Source organism: Chitinophaga sp. W2I13 (assembly GCF_050434005.1).
GTDB lineage: Bacteria > Bacteroidota > Bacteroidia > Chitinophagales > Chitinophagaceae > Chitinophaga.
In genome coordinates, this window is sequence record NZ_JBNPWD010000001.1 from 2,836,278 (window position 1) to 2,854,488 (window position 18,211).

Genomic DNA, 18,211 nt, shown 5'->3' on the forward strand with positions numbered 1-18,211 from the left:
GTAATCAGAATAACCGCTGGTATACTTCTTCTACTCTCCCTACAGCAATTACTTCGATATGGAATTTACTGAAATCAATTCCTTTTTTGTTGTAACGGGAGATAAATATTTTCTCGAAGCCAAGTTTTTCTGCTTCTGCAATGCGTTGTTCAATGCGGTTTACGGCTCTTATTTCACCGCTGAGGCCTACTTCTCCCGAAAAACAGATTTTGGGTGAAATGGCATTGTCTTCATAAGATGAAAGCAAGGCGCATAACACGGCGAGGTCAATGGCGGGGTCCTCCACGCGGATGCCGCCGGCGATATTGAGGAACACATCTTTTACCCCGAAGTGAAATCCGCCGCGTTTTTCGAGTACGGCCAGCAGCAGTTGCAGCCTGCGCAGGTCGAACCCTGTGGCGGTACGTTGCGGGGTACCGTAAACGGATTGTGTAACGAGTGCCTGTACTTCTACCAGGAGCGGGCGCATTCCTTCCATGGTGGCAGAAATGGCTACACCGCTCAGGAGATCTTCCCTTTGTGAAATGAGGATTTCTGAAGGGTTGGTAACTTGCCGGAGCCCGGTGCCGGTCATTTCATAAATACCCAGTTCGGCGGTAGAACCGAACCTGTTTTTGATGGTACGGAGAATGCGATAGGCGTAATGTTGGTCGCCTTCGAACTGTAAAACCGTATCCACCATGTGTTCCAGCACTTTCGGCCCTGCAATGGAGCCATCTTTGGTAATGTGTCCGATGAGAAAAACCGGGGTATTACTTTCTTTGGCGAAGCGTTGTAATTCGGCAGTAGTTTCCCTGATTTGTGATACGCTTCCCGGCGCAGATTCTATAAATGGTGAATGCAGTGTTTGAATAGAATCGACAATGACCAGTTGTGGTTGTAATTTTTTAATTTCCTGGAAGATTGTCTGCGTAGAAGTTTCTGTAAGCAGATAGAATTGTTCATTGGAATTCTGGATGCGGTCGGCCCGCATTTTTATCTGTTGTTCACTTTCTTCGCCGCTGATATAAAGTGTTTTGATATGCTTCAGCTGTAATGCGTTCTGAAGGAAGAGTGTTGACTTCCCGATGCCGGGCTCTCCGCCAACCAATACCAGCGAACCCGCTACTATGCCGCCTCCCAGCACACGGTTCAATTCATTATCTGGTGTTAATATTCTTTCTTCATCTTTCGCAACGACTTCCGAGAGGTTAATTATTTTGTGTGTCCGGGGAGAGGAGGTATCATTGTTTTTCCATTCAGCTTGTTTAAGTGGAATGTCTTTTTGCACTCTTTCTTCCACAAACGTATTCCATTCTCCGCAACTCGGACATTTTCCATTCCATTTCGCTGATTCATATCCACAATTCTGACAGAAAAAAGCGGTTTTAATTTTACTCATAATTTTCATAAAAAAGATGCGTTACAAAGTAACGTTTTTACGTTTATTGAACCGAAATGATAAGAAGAGAAGTGTTAAAAAAGGAGAGGAAGAGGTATAAAAAGAGAAAAGAGCCAAACGGAAGATTCCGCTGACTCTTTCTACTTACTAACCCATTAAATTCAGGTCTAAATTACAAAATGGCTTCAGAATAAAAAAGTTTATTTAATTGATGTGAATAACTTTTGGGGTATTTGCCTGATCTAAGAAAGTGGCTGCCATCGCTTGTTTCAGGGGTTGTTTTTATCTAATATTACTTTCATTGGGGGCTCGTAAAATGTTGATAAATAGGGTTGATGTTGATGATTTTTGTATATAAATAAAATTTAATAAAACACATTTTTGTAAATGACAAACAGGCGCTTTTTCGCACAGAAAAATTATTTTAACGCCATAATGGCAGTGTTAAATTTATAATTTACAGACAAAAAGCAGGGTTGGCAGTCAAGTGCTAAATAAACCTTAAAAGGGATGATCTGGTGAGATATTTGTGCCATAAGACCACCTAACATTTATCATTATGACACCTGGAATCATGTTTTTATCGTTGATTTTTGTGGGGATCAGCCTGCTGGTAAGCTTCGTACTCAAAAGTAAGTTCCGGGCTTACAGCGAAATACCCACCTCTTCCGGTTTAACCGGTAAGCAAATTGCAGAGAAGATGCTGAAAGACAATCAGATATACGGCGTTCAGGTACGTGAAACAGACGGATTTCTGTCGGATCACTACAACCCGGCCGATAAAACGGTGAATCTGAGCCCCGATGTGTACAATGGCGCCAATGTAGCCGCTGCGGCAGTGGCCGCCCACGAGTGCGGACACGCGGTGCAGCATGCGGCAGCCTATCCCTGGCTGGGCCTCCGGTCCACGCTGGTACCGATTGTTCAGTTCAGCTCCAATATCGTTTCATGGGTATTGCTGGCCGGTATCCTCCTCATAAATACCTTCCCGCAGCTGTTATTGGGGGGTATTATCCTTTTTGCCCTCACCACGCTATTTTCGGTGGTAACGCTGCCTGTGGAGTTCGACGCGTCCCGCAGGGCGCTGGCCTGGCTGGATAATACCACTATTATGCGCAAGGAGGAACACGATAAGGCGAAAAACGCCCTCTGGTGGGCTGCCATGACCTACGTGGTAGCGGCACTTGCTTCCATTGCCACGCTGGTATATTATATTTTGATATACACCGGGGCAAGAAGCAGGGACTAATTAAATAATATTGTTATATTGATAAAAGGCGGCCTTTGGTCGCCTTTTATCGTTTAATAACCTGTAAATAAGCGATTTAACATTTTGTTAAGAAAAACAGAAAATATTTTTTAGTTTTACCATACGGATGACGATTAACCAGTTTCCCGTGTTTTTGCTTATATGAGAGTTGAGCCCGATGTAGCATTTCAACCAAATCATTCAATCAAATAGTTCAGCCTGCTGACATTAAACCAAATCTAAACTAAGAACCATGATACGATCCTTCTCGTTTATGGGCATCCTATTGCTATTTTGCATGCTTTCGTTTGCCCAGTCCAAACCAGTTACCGGTAAAGTTACCGACCAGAAAGACGGCAGCGCCCTGCCCGGCGTTACTGTCAAAATTAAAAACGGCACTATAGGAACCGTCACTGCCTCCGACGGAACATATAAACTGAACGTTCCCGCAAAAGGAACCACATTGGTCTTCTCCTTTGTTGGCTATGGTGATAAAGAAGTGGTTGTAGGCGATCAGCAGGTGGTAAATGCCGAGCTGGGAACCGGTAACAAAGAGCTTTCTGAAGTAGTGGTAGTAGGTTATGGTACGCAAAGCAAGCGGGAGGTAACCGGCGCAGTAAGTAAAATTGCGGCGAAGGAAATCGAGAATCAGCCGGTAGTGAGCTTTGAATCGGCCATCCAGGGTAAATCGCCCGGCGTGGTCATTGAATCCGGTAGTGGTAAAGTAGGCCAGGCAATGAAAATACGCGTGCGCGGTACTTCTTCCGTTTCTGCCAACAGCCAGCCGCTGTATGTGGTGGATGGAATGCCCGTATTGTCTGTAAGCAGCTCTGACGTAAATAATGACCCCACCAATCCCCTGGCCGACATAAACCCCAACGATATTGAGTCCGTTGAAGTACTGAAAGATGCTGCCGCATCCGCCATCTATGGTGCACGCGGTTCTAACGGTGTTATCCTGATCACTACCAAAAAAGGTAAAACAGGTGAGAAAACAAGGCTGGAGCTGAATGCAGCCAGCAGCTGGGGTAAACCAACCCGTAAAAGAGGATTCTTAAACGCACAGCAATATGTAGACCTGCTCGAAGAAGCAGCTACCAATGATGGCAGAACCGCTTTTGCTACACAAGACCCCGATAATCCCGAATATGCTACAGTAGAAGAGGCAATTGCTGCGTTTAAAGACGGACTTGAAAACCCCGACTATGGCTTATTCCCTTATCTGACTGTTGGAAAGGACTGGCACAACCCGGGTGCAGGTACTAACTGGGAAGACTTGTCGTACCGGGATGTTGCCCACACTAACCAGATTGACCTTTCTGCCACAGGAGGAACCGAAAAAACAAAGTTCTTCGTTTCCGGATTTTATAACAACCAGGAAGCTATTGTGATAAACAACAAGTTCCAGCGTTATGGCGGCCGCCTTAACCTTGAACATAGCGCTACAGACAAGCTTTCATTTGGTATGAACCTGAATGTAAGCCGTACACAGCTGGACAGGGTAGCGAATGATAACATATTCTCCACACCAGGTCAGCTGGTAGCACAATCGCCATTGTCGCCACTCTATTATGAGGATGGTACTATTAACAACGACAATGTGCTTTATTCAAACGGTTTGTATGATGCGCAGTATAACAGGGATAAACAGGTTACTTTCAGAACCCTCGGCAATGTGTTCCTGAACTACAGGATCCTGCCTTCATTAAGCTTCCGTTCAGAGCTTGGAACAGATATCACCAACCTCACGGAAGATCAGTTTATCAGCAGGCTGGCATCAGATGCCATTGGAAAGGGTTTTGCACAATCCTACTTTACGCAGAATGTGGGCCTTAATACCAACAACTATTTTACATTCACACCAAATCTCGGCACAAAGCATTCGCTGAGTACCACCATTGGTATGAGTTATCTGCAGAATGATTTATCCCGCACCCAGGTACAAGGTGAATACCTTCCTTCTGATCTTGTGAAAACAGTATCTGCAGCAGGATCTATCGTTTTTGGTTCTTCTGAAGTACAACGTTATACCTTTCTTTCCTACTTCCTGAGAGCCAACTATGCTTTCAATAACAAGTATATTGCTTCCTTCAGCATACGCTCAGACGGATCTTCCCGTTTCGGACCTAATAACCGTTATGGTGTATTCCCTGCAGGATCCCTGGGCTGGATTATCTCTGAAGAAGATTTTCTTAAAGAAAATAAAACCCTTAATTACCTGAAACTCCGCGCGAGCTATGGTAATACCGGTAACGCTGAAATCGGCGAAAACAGGTACCTCACTTTGCTGGAAACAACGGCTTATCCTTTCCTGCCTGGTTACAGACCAAGCCAGATGGGTAACTCTAATCTGAAATGGGAAAAAACAGCGCAGTTTGATGTTGGCCTTGAGTTCGGATTATTTGACAACAGGTTAAGTGGTGAAGTGGATTATTATAACAAGCAAACTTCCGACCTGCTGTTGAGAGCCAATCTGCCATATTCCACGGGTTATGAGTTCCAGTACCTGAACGTTGGAAAGATGGAAAATAAAGGAGTTGAAATTCTCCTGAACAGTGTGAATATAGACACCCGTAACTTTAAATGGACCACCACCCTGAACCTTGCCTATAATAAGAACAGGGTTAAAAACCTGAACGGACAGATCATAGAAAGTCCGGCTAAAGAACAACGCGCGGTGGAAGGCCAACCTATCGGTGTATTCTTTATGCCCAAATTTGTGGGTGTGGATCCGGCTACCGGAGACGCTTTATACCAGGATTCTACCGGTAAGGGCACCACCGATTATTCGAATGCGCCACGTGTAGTAGTTGGAAAATCCAATCCTGATTGGACGGGTGGTCTTACCAATACCTTTACCGGTTACGGCTTTGACCTCAGTGCGTTCTTCTCTTTTGTGCAGGGTAATGACATCTTTAACCGTGCAGGTCAATACCAGGACAATAGTTTTGCCGGTTACGACAACCAACGCAGCACTATTCTGAAAAGATGGCAAAAGCCAGGCGACATCACCGATGTGCCACGGTTAACACAAGCGTTTGCTGATGGAAGTTCTGCCGCGGGCTTATCCAGCCGCTGGATTTCTGATGGTTCTTATGTGCGTCTGAAAGCATTAACACTGGGCTATACACTGCCAAAGAGTGTGGTGAACACGCTTAAAATATCCAGCCTGCGTGTATATGTAGCCGGATACAATCTCTGGACAATCACCAATTTCGATGGCGATCCGGAAGTGAACTCCGGTGCTTCATATAGCACAGCCGGTGAACCTGATAATATTGGTGGTGGTATTGATTATTACACACCGGCACAGGCCAGGCAGATCACAGTGGGACTGAATGTTAAATTTTAAGCTTTAAAAGAGAAAAGATGAAAATCTATAACAAATATATCAGCGCAATAATGTTGGTGGTAGCAGTGGCTACGTTCTCAGCATGTAATAAAAAACTGGACGTGACGCCTGGTAAGGACATTGTTCCTGACCAGATTAAAACGGCAGATGATGTGCGGGGCGTTTTAATGGGCGCATATACCAACCTGCAAAATTCAAGTTCCCTGGGGGAAAGATTGATATTGATTCCTGATCTGCTGGCTGGTAATGGAGAGTTGAGTTTTCGCGGAACCTTTTTTAACTACGGGCAATATGATTCCAAAACCCAGGACGCTACCAGTGATATCGCAGAAGAGATCTGGAGACGTAGTTACTTTACTATTAATAATATTAATCTTGCCATAAACAAGATCAACCTGGTGCCGGAAGACGAGCGTCCGGCAATACTGGCCGAGGCCAAATTTATCAGGGGGATGATTTACTTCTACCTGGTTAATTTATATGGCAAGCCATATTCTGCCGGTAATATTACTACTAACCTGGCGGTGCCGCTGGTAACAGATGCCATCACTGATATTGCTGATCTTCCCAAAGGCTATCAGGGCAGGGCTACTGTAGATGCTGTATACAAACAGGTGGTAGCGGATTTGCAGGATGCCGCCACTAATTTGCCGGAAGACAATGGCAGCGAAGGCCGTGCAAACAAATATGCTGCATATGCTTTCCTGTCGAGGGTATACCTGGCTGAAGCAAAATATACCGAGGCAGTAGCGATGGCTGATTCTATAATTCAGAGCGGTGCCTATACACTGAATAATGCTTATGATAAGGCGTTCAACAGTGTTATTAATACTTCTGAAGATATTTTTGCTATTCAGCAAACTGCTCAGAGCAATGCGGGTACTTCCAATAACGGTCTGCAAACTTTCTATGCGGGCAGGGGATTTTCAGGCAGGGGTGATATTACCGTTGACCTGACCGTTGTGCCTGGTTTTGAGAGTGGTGATGCACGCAGAACCTTTACGTATCTTGACCGCGGTATCAATGTAGGCAGCGGTACTTATACTACCAAATGGCAGCGCCAGTACAAAGTGATCCCGGTGGTACGCTATGCGGAGATCCTGCTCACCCGTGCGGAGGCTAATCTTCGTGCGGGAACAGCTGTTGGTGCGCCTCCTTTGGAGGATGTCAATGAAATAAGAGCGAGGTCCAATGCTTCGCAGCTGGCGGCCGTTACTGCAGACCAGGTGGCGGATGAGCGTGTACGCGAGTTGTTGTTTGAGGGGGATAAGTTATGGACATTTAAAAGATTAAAGAGGAATATCGGCAACAAGAGCTACGATGATAATAAGTTGGTGTTGCCTGTTCCCCAGCGGGAAATAGATGCCAGTCAGGGTAAATTGACCGGACAGCAGAACCCCGGGTATTAAAAAGTATTATATAATATAATATAAAACAGTAAGGGCGCTCAGGCGCCCTTTTTTTATTCATTTATATGAGAAAAAAAGCAGTTATTAACCGTGCCGGTACTTGCTGTTAATAACTTTTATACAAATTTTTTATTGAAAATCAATCTATTGCAAAGGTGCCCCGTAAAAAAGTCCCTAAAATGTATGGTTATTAAGAATGGGCAATGTACCTTTGCACTCCCCATAATCGGGGAATTGTTTACAAGACGTAATTTTTATCGTATACAACAATGAATACATTAAGTTTCAGAACTAAATCGGCTAACGACGCTTACGTAAAGCGTGACTGGCATATAGTAGATGCAACAAACCTGACACTGGGAAGAGTTGCTGCTAAGATGGCTGCTATCCTGAGAGGTAAAAACAAGCCATACTATACGCCTCATACTGATTGTGGTGATTATATCATCGTAATCAATGCAGAGAAGATTGCCCTGACCGGCAATAAAATGCAGGAAAAAGAATACATGCACTACACTGGTTTCCCAGGTGGTCAGAGAATCGAATTAGCAAAGGACCTGATCCGTCGCCGTCCTGAAGTGTTGATCGAAAAGGCTGTTAAAGGTATGTTGCCTAAAAACCGTCTGGGCCGTGCGATGTACAAAAAATTATTTGTATATGCTGGTGCTGAACATCCTCATGCTGCGCAGAAACCACAACCATTAACTTTCTAATTTTTCTCTGATACATGGAAAAGCAAAAAAATACAATAGGTCGTCGTAAGGAAGCTGTTGCCCGTGTTTATATCAACAAGGGTACCGGTAACATTACAGTTAACGACAAAGATTATAAAAACTACTTTTCTTTGATCTACCTGCAGAACCAGGTGGAACTGCCTTTCAAAACTATCGAGGCGCTCGATAAATTTGATGTGAAAGTGAATGCACAGGGTGGTGGTATCAAAGGTCAGGCAGAAGCTATTAAGCTGGGTATTGCCCGTGCTTTATGCGAAGTGAACATTGAGTTCCGTCCTGCATTGAAAGCTGCAGGTTTGCTGAAACGCGATCCACGTGGAGTTGAACGTAAGAAACCAGGTAAAGCGAAAGCAAGAAGAAGCTTCCAGTTCTCTAAACGCTAATATTTTTGAGCTATTGGCCGTTAGCTCCGGGCTAATTCGCCGGATGCTAAAAGCTAAACATTATTTGATCCTTTTAATTGAGCAATATAAACATGGAAAATAATACCTCATTGCAGCAGCAGTTACTGGAGGCAGGTGTTCACTTCGGTCACCTGAAGAAAAAGTGGAATCCCAAGATGCTGCCTTATATTTTCGCAGAAAAGAAAAGGTATTCATATCATTGATCTGAACAAAACCGTAGAAGGATTACAGGAAGCAGCAGCTGCCCTGAAATCTATCGCTAAGAGCGGTAAGAAGATCATGTTCGTTGCTACTAAAAAGCAGGCGAAAGAAATCGTGGCAGATGCTGCGCGTAACATCAACATGCCTTTCGTAACTGAAAGATGGTTAGGTGGTATGCTCACTAACTTCTCTACGATCCGTAAGAGTGTAAAGAAAATGCAGAGCATTGAAAAAATGCTGCAGGACGGTACATTCGATAACATTACCAAGAAAGAACGTCTTACTTTAAGCCGCGATAAAGAGAAAATGGAGAAAGTGCTGGGTGGTATTGCCCAACTGGCACGTGTACCGGCAGCGCTGTTTATGGTTGATATCAGCCACGAACACATTGCACTGGCAGAAGCTAAGCGTCTGGGTATTTCTACTTTCGGTATGGTGGATACCAACTCCGATCCTACTAAAGTAGATTTCGCTATCCCTGCGAATGACGATGCTACTAAATCTATCGCTATCATCACCAGCTACATCTGTGCAGCTATCGCTGAAGGTCTTTCTGAAAGAGCTACAGAGAAATCTGAAGAAGTAGAGGAAGAAGAAGAAGCAGACGATAAAGCACGCAAATTTGAAGTTGAAGGTGGTGAAGACCGTGAAAGAGGTCGCAAACCAGGAGCACCAGGTGGTGGTCGTGGTCCAGGCGGTCCCGGTGGCGCTAACCGTGGTGGCGGCGGCCGTGGTCCTGGTGGCCAGGGTGGCGGCGCTAACCGTGGCGGTGGCGGTCCTAACCGTGGTGGCGGTGCAGCAGGCGGACAACGTCGTCCATCTGGTGCCGGCAGCAGCGGTCCTAGAAAACCAGGCGGCGGAAGATAATATTTTAAGCTTTTAGCTATTAGCCTTTAGCAGTTAGTTCAACCATGATGGTCTCTAACAGCTAAAGGCTAATAGCTGAAAGCAGATTAAGTACTTGCAATAATTTTTACAACAATTAAACTAATTATAGCTCATGGCAACAATTACAGCAGCTGATGTAAATAAACTGCGTCAGCAAACTGGTGCTGGTATGATGGATTGCAGAAAGGCACTGGTAGAAAGTGATGGCGATTTTGAAAAAGCAGTAGACTATCTGCGTAAGAAAGGTCAGAAAGTGGCCGCTTTACGTTCCGATCGTGAAACCAAAGAAGGCGTTATCATCGCTAAAACATCAGCAGATGGTAAATCCGGTGTTATCGTGGGTCTGGGTTGTGAAACTGATTTCGTTGCCAAAAACGAAGACTTCGTAAAATTTGCACAGTCAATCGTTGACCTGGCACTGTCTAACGGTATCAAAACCGTTGAAGACCTGAATGCCGCTCAACTGGATGGCGCGAGCGTTGCTGATAAAGTAAACGACCAGGTCGCAAAAATCGGTGAAAAAATCACCCTCAATAAATTTGAATTCGTTGAAGCTGGTGGCGTAACCTCTTACATTCACGGTAACTACCGTATGGGTGTACTGGTTGCTTTCTCTAAGCCTGTTTCTGAAGAAGTAGGTAAAGATATCGCTATGCAGATCGCAGCAATGAGTCCTATCGCAGTAGATGCTGACAGCGTTCCTGCTGAACTGATCGCCCGCGAAAAAGAAATCGCTGTTGAACAGGTGAAAGCAGAAGGCAAACCTGCTGAAATGGCGGAAAAGATCGCTGCCGGTAAAGTAAATAAATTCTTCAAAGAAAGCACCCTGCTGCAACAGGCTTTTGTTAAGGACAATAACAAGTCAGTAGCGGATTACCTGAAATCAGTAGATGCTGACCTGAAAGTAACTGGCTTTAAGCGAATTGCTTTAGGTTAAGAAAAACATATCAAAAAAAAGGAGAGAATTCGTTTCTCTCCTTTTTTTTGCGCATAACTAATCATACACATAAAAGGACAGTAAACAGGTATCAGAAAAGGCATTTTTTTCTTCCTTTCCTCCTTTCTGCATTTAAGTTGTATATTAGAATACCGTAATCAGTATTAGGAAAATCACAATCTTACAATATTTTATAGCGTCATGTTGCCAAAGTATAAGCGTATTTTACTCAAATTGAGCGGTGAGGCCCTCATGGGGGATGCAAATTATGGTATTGATCCGAAGGTGATATCTCAGTATGCCTACGATATTAAGGCAGTTACCGATCTGGGAGTTCAGGTAGCCATCGTTATAGGCGGAGGTAATATCTACCGCGGAATGAACGAAGCCGATACCGGTATTGAAAGAGCCCAGGGAGATTACATGGGAATGCTCGCTACCGTTATTAATGGTATGGCGCTCCAAAGCGGCCTGGAAAGAGTGGGACTTTATACCCGTCTCCAATCTGCCATCAAAATGGAACAGATCGCAGAACCCTATATCCGCCGCCGCGCTATCCGCCACGTGGAAAAAGGCCGTGTAGTAATTTTCGGAGGAGGTACCGGTAACCCGTACTTTACCACTGATACCGCCGCTTCCTTACGCGCTATAGAAATTCAGGCCGATGTAATCCTCAAAGGAACCCGTGTAGATGGAATCTATACCGCGGATCCTGAAAAAGATAAAACAGCCACCCGCTACGAAACCATTACTTTCTCAGAAGTATACCAGAAATCCCTCAACGTGATGGATATGACAGCCTTTACCCTTTGCCAGGAAAATAAGCTGCCTATTATCGTGTTTGATATGAACCGTCAGGGTAACCTCCTGAACGTGATCATGGGTAAAAATGTGGGTACTTTAGTAAAGGGATAAGTAAACGCATAAAAAAGCAGCGAAGAGCATTTGTTCTTCGCTGCTTTTTTATGTCGTCAAACGGCTGCTATTTTAATATACTCTTCATCTCCGCAAGCGGGATGTATAAAGTTACCTGGCCCAGTGCATATGGCCCGATCTCGTAGGGCACATAACTAAACGCTACTCCCTTGCCGGTAACAATCATATTATTATTCGGAGGGATGTTTTTTACCAGCAGGTGCTGATCCAGTGCATCTTCTTCACTCATATTGAACCGTTTCCTGAAAGCTTTATCCAGCAAGCCGCTCAGCGTTTCTTTATAGCCTGATTTAAAAATATCGTCGGGAGTAAGCACTTTACGTTTCGACAGGTCCAGTGTGTAATAGGTGGCGCCCCAGTTGCCATGGGCCCCGCCGGTAAAGTTGTAAGCATACTTTTCTATCACCAGTAGAGGCCAGGTGTTATACACTACTTTCATGTCGTTATCAGTGGTCCAGTTCCACGACGCGGCAGTGGTGTTATCATTAAACGTTGTGCTGTCGGCATCTTTGGCCGAATATCGGTAGATCAGGATAAAGGAGTCGATTCCTTTTCTCAGGAATTTCTGCGGGTCGGCAGCCCGGCTGTTCCCAGTTACCTGACCGATAATAAACCGGGCGGTGGTGCTATCCACCAGGGAGTCGGGCCATATGATACTGTTGGACACGGTGCCTGCCGGTGACTGGGCCATGGACGGCGCCAGCTTTGCAGAATCAATCTGGTAGAATACTTTCAGGGGTACGGCGTTTTTCAGATCGGTGTGCAGCTCAAAATGATAAGAAGTGCCGTTGCCATGCCATACACCTTTGAATTTTCCGTCGTCAGAAAGATAGCCGCTGAAGAGGCGGTCTTCCGAACTGTTATTGGTTTCTTCATAGATGTTTGCCAGGGTTGAATCCAGGGTGCCCCACAAAGGAATGGGTTGACCGGTGCTATCATCGCAATAGTAACCGCGGAACAGGTGGGGCGCGGTTTTCAGCAATTGCATGGTAATTTCTTTATCGCCCAGTTTTCCTTTGAGCTGTGTATAGAACAGGGGAGTAGAAGCCAGTGGTACAACCAGGTTGGCGGTGTTAGCCGGTGCCTTGCTGTTGTTGTTATTCTGTGTGTTACAGGAGAGGAGTACAACAGCTATCAGCAGTACCAGTAGAGAAACTCTTTTCATAGTATGATTTATATCAGGTACCTCAAAATTACTATTATCCTTCCATACCTTTGAGTACCCGTTTGAATCATAAAAATAACAGACCATGTTGAACCAGAAAATAGCTGATTTACGAAAAGATTATAAACTGGCTTCCCTGGATGAAAGCGAGGTGGCGCCTTACCCCTTGTCCCAGTTCGGGAAATGGTGGCAGGATGCGATCACCAGTGAAATTGATGAAGCCAATGCCATGACACTGGCCACCAGTACGGCGGATGGCCGCCCGTCTGCCAGGATTGTATTATTAAAAAGCTTTGATGAGGATGGCTTTTTGTTTTTTACCAATTACGAAAGCCGTAAGGGACAGGAGCTGGCAGAGAATCCACATGTTAGTTTGTTGTTTTTCTGGCGGGAGTTGGAACGGCAGGTTCGTATAGAGGGTACCGTTAGTAAGGCGCCGGTATCGGTGAGTAATGAATATTACAACAGCCGGCCGGAAGGCAGCCGGATTGGCGCTATCGCTTCGCCGCAAAGCAAGGTCATTCCGGACCGTACTTTCCTGGAGGAACAGGTAGACCAGGTAGCGGCAAAATACCAGCAGGAGGCCCCCCAGAGGCCTGATTACTGGGGAGGTTATGTGGTGAAGCCACAGGTGATGGAATTCTGGCAGGGGAGAAGCAGCCGGTTGCACGACAGGATCCTGTATACATTACTGCCGGAAGGCGGCTGGAAAATTGAGCGGCTGGCTCCATGATATTCCAGGTGTTAAAATAAAAATGCCGCTAAGATTATGTGAATAATCTTAGCGGCATTTTACTAAAGCGTAAAATTAAGCTTTTGGTGCAGCAGCTTTTGCGGCAGTATTTTTCCTGGTCTTTGCAGATCTAACCTTACCGAAAGATTTACTGAAGATCTTACCTTTTTTGGTTTTAATATCTCCTCTACCCATAACGAATAATTTGAAGTTTGTTGTTGTTAAATATGATGTTATCAGGCTGCAAAATACTGCAATTCGATGAAATAGCGTAGTACTGGCCGTTTGATATAAAAAAAAAGCAAGAAACATAACTGTTCCTTGCTTGAATAAGTTGTGTTAACTGATTAGAGCTTGTCGGATAAAGCTTTACCAGCCTTGAACTTAGCAACTTTCTTAGCCTTGATCTTGATGATCTGACCGGTTTGTGGGTTTCTACCGTTACGTGCTGCACGTTTAGAAACGGAGAAAGTACCGAAACCAACCAAAGTTACTTTACCACCTTTTTTCAGGGTATCAGCAACAGCTTTGGTGAAAGAGTCCAGAGCTTCGTTAGCCTGGGTTTTGGTAATAGCTGCATCTTTAGCAAGCTTGTCGATTAATTCGGCTTTGTTCATAGTTAGTAAGATTTAACTAGTGAAAAAATGTTTGATGTGAGCAAATATAGCGCGTTTTATCAGATTACCAAATTTTTTACAGCTTTTTTATAGAAAATTTTATCGGCTGAAAAACGCTACTGGTAACGGTTACAGCTGATTGGTCTTTTATCTGCTAAAGGACTCCCCTTTAGCAGAATCGCATAGAACCCTGTACCGTGGCATGTTTGCATGCTTTTTTACTATTAACGCAGGATCGAACCAACTATTGTACCAGACTCCTGACGCCCCGAAAATAGTGGATTTCCTGTGGATAAGTTTAGTAAAGATCCCTTACTTACAGCACCTCCATTACGGTGTTAAAGGCAATAAAACGATCGCCGAAAAGGTCATATCCTCTTTGCCGCAGGGCCTGTTGGTGCTGGTCTGCAAAGGATTGATAGTCGTCCAGGCTGTCTGCAAAATATTGCACAACATAGGTAGGACCCTCTTCATCATCCTGTTCCAGCAGGCGGCTGATGCGGTAATCACGGAATAATCCGGTGGCCAGCATTGCCGGAATATGTTCTTCCCGCAACCATTGCATCCACTGTAAATATGTATCTGTGGCTACTTTGGTGGTTACATTATATATAATCATACGCCTCTTTATTTATACGGCCAGCTCCACAAATACCGGACAATGATCCGAGTGCTTTACCTGTTGGTAAATAGTGGCATGTTTGAGCTGTTCTTTCAGTGGAGCGGAAACGTTGATATAATCAATACGCCAGCCTTTGTTATTGTTCCTTGCATTAGCCCGGAAGCTCCACCAGCTGTACTGATGGGGATCCGTATTAAAATGACGGAAGCTGTCTACAAAGCCGCTTTCAAAGAAGCGGTCCATCCACGCCCGTTCTTCCGGCAAAAAGCCGGTGGAGTTCTTGTTACTCACGGGATCATGGATATCTATTGGCTTGTGGCAGATATTGTAATCGCCGCATACAACCAGGTTCGGGCGGGTTTTCTTTAACTCTTCAAGGTATTGAAAAAACTCTTCCAGCCATTGGTACTTATAGGTCTGACGCAGCTCGCCGCTGGTACCGGATGGGAAGTAAGTATTGATCAGGGTAATATTGCCGAAATCAAGCCTTATAAAGCGGCCTTCCAGATCGCTTTGTCCGTGGCCACTGCCATACTGCACAAAGTCGGGTTTAATACGGGTGAGCACTGCTACTCCGCTGTATCCTTTCTTTTGCGCGGGATACCAGTAATGCGCATAGCCAAGGTTGTCGAATTGCTGAAAGTCGATATTTTCCTGGTGGGCCTTTATCTCCTGCAGGCAGATAATATCAGCGGGATCTGTTTGTAACCATTCTGTGAAGCCTTTAGTCATGGCTGACCTCAGGCCATTCACATTGTAAGATATGATTCTCATGTTGGCTGTAATGCTTTTAGATATCGTATTCGAGGTTTGGACGGAGCCATTGTTCAGCTTCTTCCACTGTCCAGTTTTTGCGGGCAGCGTAGTCTATCACCTGGTCTTTTTCAATTTTTCCGAGGCCGAAATATTTGCCTTCCGGGTTGGCAAAATACCAACCGCTTACACTGGAGGCGGGGTACATCGCCAGTGATTCGGTAAGGGTAATACCGGTGTTCTCGGTAGCGTTCAGCAGATCAAACAACTTCCATTTTTCGGTATGGTCGGGGCAGGCGGGATATCCCGGCGCCGGACGGATACCTGCATAGGCTTCCTTGATGAGGTCTTCGTTGCTCAGGTGTTCTTCGGTAGCATATCCCCAGAACTCTTTACGTACACGTTCGTGCATCAGTTCTGCGAAGGCTTCTGCGAGCCTGTCGGCCAGTGCTTTCAGCATGATGCTGTTATAGTCGTCGTGTTCCGCTTTGAATTTATCCAGCCACTTTTCAATGCCAACACCGGTAGTTACCGCAAAGCCGCCGATATAGTCGGTTTTGCCGGATTCCGCGGGAGCAATGAAATCTGCAAGGGAAAGGTTCGGCTGACCCGGTGCTTTCTTTACCTGCTGACGGAGGAATTCCAGTTGTGCCGGTTTGATCTCCGGTTGTTCTGGTGTTACCAACACAGAGTCAGCAGCCACCCTGCTGGCAGGGAAGAGGCCAATAACAGCGTTGGCACCCAGCCATTTTTCTTCTATCACCTTGTTTAATAATTCCTTTGCATCATTAAACAGGCGGGTGGCTTCCACGCCTACTACATCATCAGTAAGGATCTGCGGGAATTTACCATGCAGTTCCCAGGCAATGAAGAAAGGCTGCCAGTCGATATACTTTGCAATTTCCCCGAGATCGTAATTCTCAAACTTCATTACGCCGGTCATTTTAGGTTTTACCGGGGTAAAGGTATCCCAGTTAATGACGGTTTTATTGGCTTGCGCAGCAGCGATCGGGAGGAATTGTTTAGTTTGTTTTTTATTCTTGAAAGCCTCGTTGAGCTTTTGATATTCTGTTTGTATACCCGCGAGGAAGCCGGGTTTCAGTGCTTTATTGAGCAGGCTGCCGGTCACGGTTACGCTGCGGGACGCGTCCAGTACGTGTACTACGCCATGCGCATATTCCTGGGCTATTTTAACGGCCGTATGTGTGCGGCTGGTGGTGGCGCCCCCGATGATCAGCGGGATATTGAAATCCTGCCGTTTCAGTTCGCGGGCCACGTGTACCATTTCATCGAGGCTGGGCGTGATGAGGCCACTCAGGCCAATGATATCCACTTTTTCCTGGCGGGCGGTCTGGAGGATTTTTTCAGCCGGTACCATTACACCGAGGTCAATGATTTCATAGCCGTTGCAGGCCAGTACCACGCCTACAATGTTTTTACCGATATCGTGTACGTCGCCTTTTACGGTGGCCAGCAGGATTTTTCCGGCTGCTTTTATTTCTCCGCCGTGTTCGGCCTGTATGCGTAATTTCTCTTCTTCAATATATGGCGTGAGGATGGCTACGGATTTTTTCATCACGCGGGCGCTTTTTACTACCTGCGGGAGAAACATTTTACCACTGCCAAACAAGTCGCCTACGATATTCATACCTGCCATCAGCGGACCTTCAATTACATCCAGCGGGCGCGGGTATTTCTGGCGGGCTTCTTCTGTATCTCCATCTATATAGTCGGTGATACCATTTACCAGGGCGTGGCTTAAGCGGTCTTCCACAGAGCCCAGGCGCCAGGTTTCATCTTTCTCTACTACTTTTCCTTTGGCCTTAACGGTTTCTGCAAATTGTATGAGCCGTTCGGTAGCATCGTCCCTTCTGTTTAGTATGGCATCCTCACAAAGTTCACGGAGCGTTGGTTCTATATCGTCATAGATCTGCAGCATCCCGGCATTCACAATACCCATATCCATTCCTGCTTTGATGGCATGGAACAGGAATACGGAGTGCATGGCCTCTCTCACGGTTTCGTTACCGCGGAAAGAGAAGGATACGTTACTTACACCGCCGCTTATTTTTGCCAGGGGCATCAGCTGTTTGATGCGGCGGGTAGCGTTAATGAATTCTACCGCGTAGTTATTATGTTCTTCGATACCGGTAGCGATGGCGAAGATGTTGGGATCAAAGATGATATCCTGGGGATCGTATCCTACTATTTCCGTGAGTATTTTATAGGCACGGTGACTGAAGCTGACCCTTTTATCTTCGGTGTCGGCCTGGCCGTGTTCATCGAAGGCCATTACAACCACGGCGGCGCCATAGCTTTTGCAGATATGCGCCTGTTCAATGAATTTGGCTTCTCCTTCCTTTAAGCTGATGGAGTTCACAATACATTTACCCTGTACGCATTTCAGCCCGGCTTCAATTACGGAAAACTTACTGGAGTCGATCATTACCGGGATACGGGAAATATCCGGTTCGCCTGCCAGGAGGTTAAGGAAGGTAGACATGGCCGTTTCCCCGTCGAGCAGGGCGTCGTCCATGTTTACGTCGAGGATCTGCGCACCGCTTTCCACCTGTTGGCGGGCAACAGACAGGGCTTCTTCGAACAGTCCTTCCCTTACGAGGCGGGCAAATTTCTTGGAGCCGGTTACGTTGGTACGTTCCCCTACGTTAATGAAGTTGGTTTCAGGTCTTACCACCAAAGGTTCCAGTCCGCTCAGGCGCATAAAGGGTTTGATGATCCTGCGTTCTTCGCTGACAATAGGCTCGTTGACGATATCTGTATTATTTATAGTTGTTTCGCTCATTTCTGCTGTAAGTGATGTTTAAATAGA

General features: G+C 45.7%; 17 protein-coding genes. 10 read left to right on the plus strand and 7 right to left on the minus strand.

All coding sequences use genetic code 11. The features are described from left to right. Window positions 1-4: 4 nt before the first annotated feature. A complete protein-coding gene (gene radA, locus QFZ48_RS11570; RefSeq protein ID WP_370908744.1) occupies window positions 5-1,381 on the minus strand; it encodes a DNA repair protein RadA in 1,377 nt (458 codons plus the stop codon). Window positions 1,382-1,940: 559 nt separating this feature from the next. Between radA and QFZ48_RS11575 the strand changes: the two genes are divergently transcribed. The 9 genes from QFZ48_RS11575 (at window position 1,941) to pyrH (ending at window position 11,470) form a co-directional block, all read left to right on the plus strand. Then, a complete protein-coding gene (locus QFZ48_RS11575; protein WP_429042868.1) occupies window positions 1,941-2,630 on the plus strand; it encodes a zinc metallopeptidase in 690 nt (229 codons plus the stop codon). Window positions 2,631-2,883: 253 nt separating this feature from the next. Continuing rightward, window positions 2,884-5,982 carry a SusC/RagA family TonB-linked outer membrane protein gene (locus QFZ48_RS11580; RefSeq protein WP_429062358.1) on the plus strand — a complete coding sequence of 1,033 codons (3,099 nt, stop codon included), beginning with the start codon at window positions 2,884-2,886 and terminating at the stop codon, window positions 5,980-5,982. A gap of 17 nt (window positions 5,983-5,999) precedes the next feature. Continuing rightward, window positions 6,000-7,391: a RagB/SusD family nutrient uptake outer membrane protein gene (locus tag QFZ48_RS11585; RefSeq protein WP_370908741.1), complete on the plus strand. Its 1,392-nt coding sequence runs from the start codon at window positions 6,000-6,002 to the stop codon at window positions 7,389-7,391. Window positions 7,392-7,660: 269 nt separating this feature from the next. Next, entirely contained in the window at window positions 7,661-8,104 is a 444-nt protein-coding gene (rplM, locus tag QFZ48_RS11590; protein WP_079471351.1) for a 50S ribosomal protein L13, read from the plus strand. A 14-nt stretch (window positions 8,105-8,118) separates the two neighbouring features. Then, on the plus strand, window positions 8,119-8,508 hold the full coding sequence (gene rpsI / locus QFZ48_RS11595; RefSeq protein WP_079471350.1) for a 30S ribosomal protein S9: 390 nt from the start codon (window positions 8,119-8,121) through the stop codon (window positions 8,506-8,508). A 92-nt stretch (window positions 8,509-8,600) separates the two neighbouring features. After that, window positions 8,601-8,732: a 30S ribosomal protein S2 gene (locus tag QFZ48_RS11600; protein WP_429062360.1), complete on the plus strand. Its 132-nt coding sequence runs from the start codon at window positions 8,601-8,603 to the stop codon at window positions 8,730-8,732. Window position 8,733: 1 nt separating this feature from the next. Then, the gene (rpsB, locus tag QFZ48_RS11605; protein WP_429065487.1) at window positions 8,734-9,597 is read left to right on the plus strand and encodes a 30S ribosomal protein S2; all 864 of its coding nucleotides are present in this window, start codon (window positions 8,734-8,736) and stop codon (window positions 9,595-9,597) included. Between the two features lie 133 nt (window positions 9,598-9,730). Further along, the gene (tsf, locus tag QFZ48_RS11610) at window positions 9,731-10,555 is read left to right on the plus strand and encodes a translation elongation factor Ts (RefSeq protein ID WP_370908739.1); all 825 of its coding nucleotides are present in this window, start codon (window positions 9,731-9,733) and stop codon (window positions 10,553-10,555) included. 201 nt (window positions 10,556-10,756) lie between these two features. Then, a complete protein-coding gene (gene pyrH, locus QFZ48_RS11615) occupies window positions 10,757-11,470 on the plus strand; it encodes a UMP kinase (RefSeq protein WP_079471347.1) in 714 nt (237 codons plus the stop codon). A 67-nt stretch (window positions 11,471-11,537) separates the two neighbouring features. Here the strand turns inward: pyrH and QFZ48_RS11620 are convergent, their stop codons facing one another. Then, window positions 11,538-12,656 (minus strand): DUF3298 domain-containing protein, encoded by a 1,119-nt coding sequence (locus QFZ48_RS11620; RefSeq protein WP_429042859.1) that lies wholly within the window; start codon window positions 12,654-12,656, stop codon window positions 11,538-11,540. A gap of 85 nt (window positions 12,657-12,741) precedes the next feature. Between QFZ48_RS11620 and pdxH the strand changes: the two genes are divergently transcribed. Continuing rightward, window positions 12,742-13,389 (plus strand): pyridoxamine 5'-phosphate oxidase, encoded by a 648-nt coding sequence (gene pdxH, locus QFZ48_RS11625; RefSeq protein ID WP_429042858.1) that lies wholly within the window; start codon window positions 12,742-12,744, stop codon window positions 13,387-13,389. 75 nt (window positions 13,390-13,464) lie between these two features. Here pdxH and QFZ48_RS11630 read toward each other — a convergent pair whose 3' ends face one another. From QFZ48_RS11630 to metH, 5 genes are all read right to left on the minus strand, one after another. Beyond that, the gene (locus QFZ48_RS11630; RefSeq protein ID WP_429062362.1) at window positions 13,465-13,701 is read right to left on the minus strand and encodes a 30S ribosomal protein THX; all 237 of its coding nucleotides are present in this window, start codon (window positions 13,699-13,701) and stop codon (window positions 13,465-13,467) included. A gap of 35 nt (window positions 13,702-13,736) precedes the next feature. Next, complete coding sequence (locus QFZ48_RS11635) at window positions 13,737-14,006, minus strand: HU family DNA-binding protein (protein WP_029465307.1); 270 nt, start codon at window positions 14,004-14,006, stop codon at window positions 13,737-13,739. 316 nt (window positions 14,007-14,322) lie between these two features. Next, complete coding sequence (locus QFZ48_RS11640) at window positions 14,323-14,625, minus strand: DUF4286 family protein (protein WP_370908736.1); 303 nt, start codon at window positions 14,623-14,625, stop codon at window positions 14,323-14,325. A gap of 12 nt (window positions 14,626-14,637) precedes the next feature. After that, on the minus strand, window positions 14,638-15,402 hold the full coding sequence (locus tag QFZ48_RS11645) for an exodeoxyribonuclease III (RefSeq protein ID WP_370908735.1): 765 nt from the start codon (window positions 15,400-15,402) through the stop codon (window positions 14,638-14,640). A gap of 16 nt (window positions 15,403-15,418) precedes the next feature. After that, window positions 15,419-18,184 carry a methionine synthase gene (gene metH, locus QFZ48_RS11650; protein WP_429062364.1) on the minus strand — a complete coding sequence of 922 codons (2,766 nt, stop codon included), beginning with the start codon at window positions 18,182-18,184 and terminating at the stop codon, window positions 15,419-15,421. Between the last annotated feature and the right edge of the window lie 27 nt (window positions 18,185-18,211).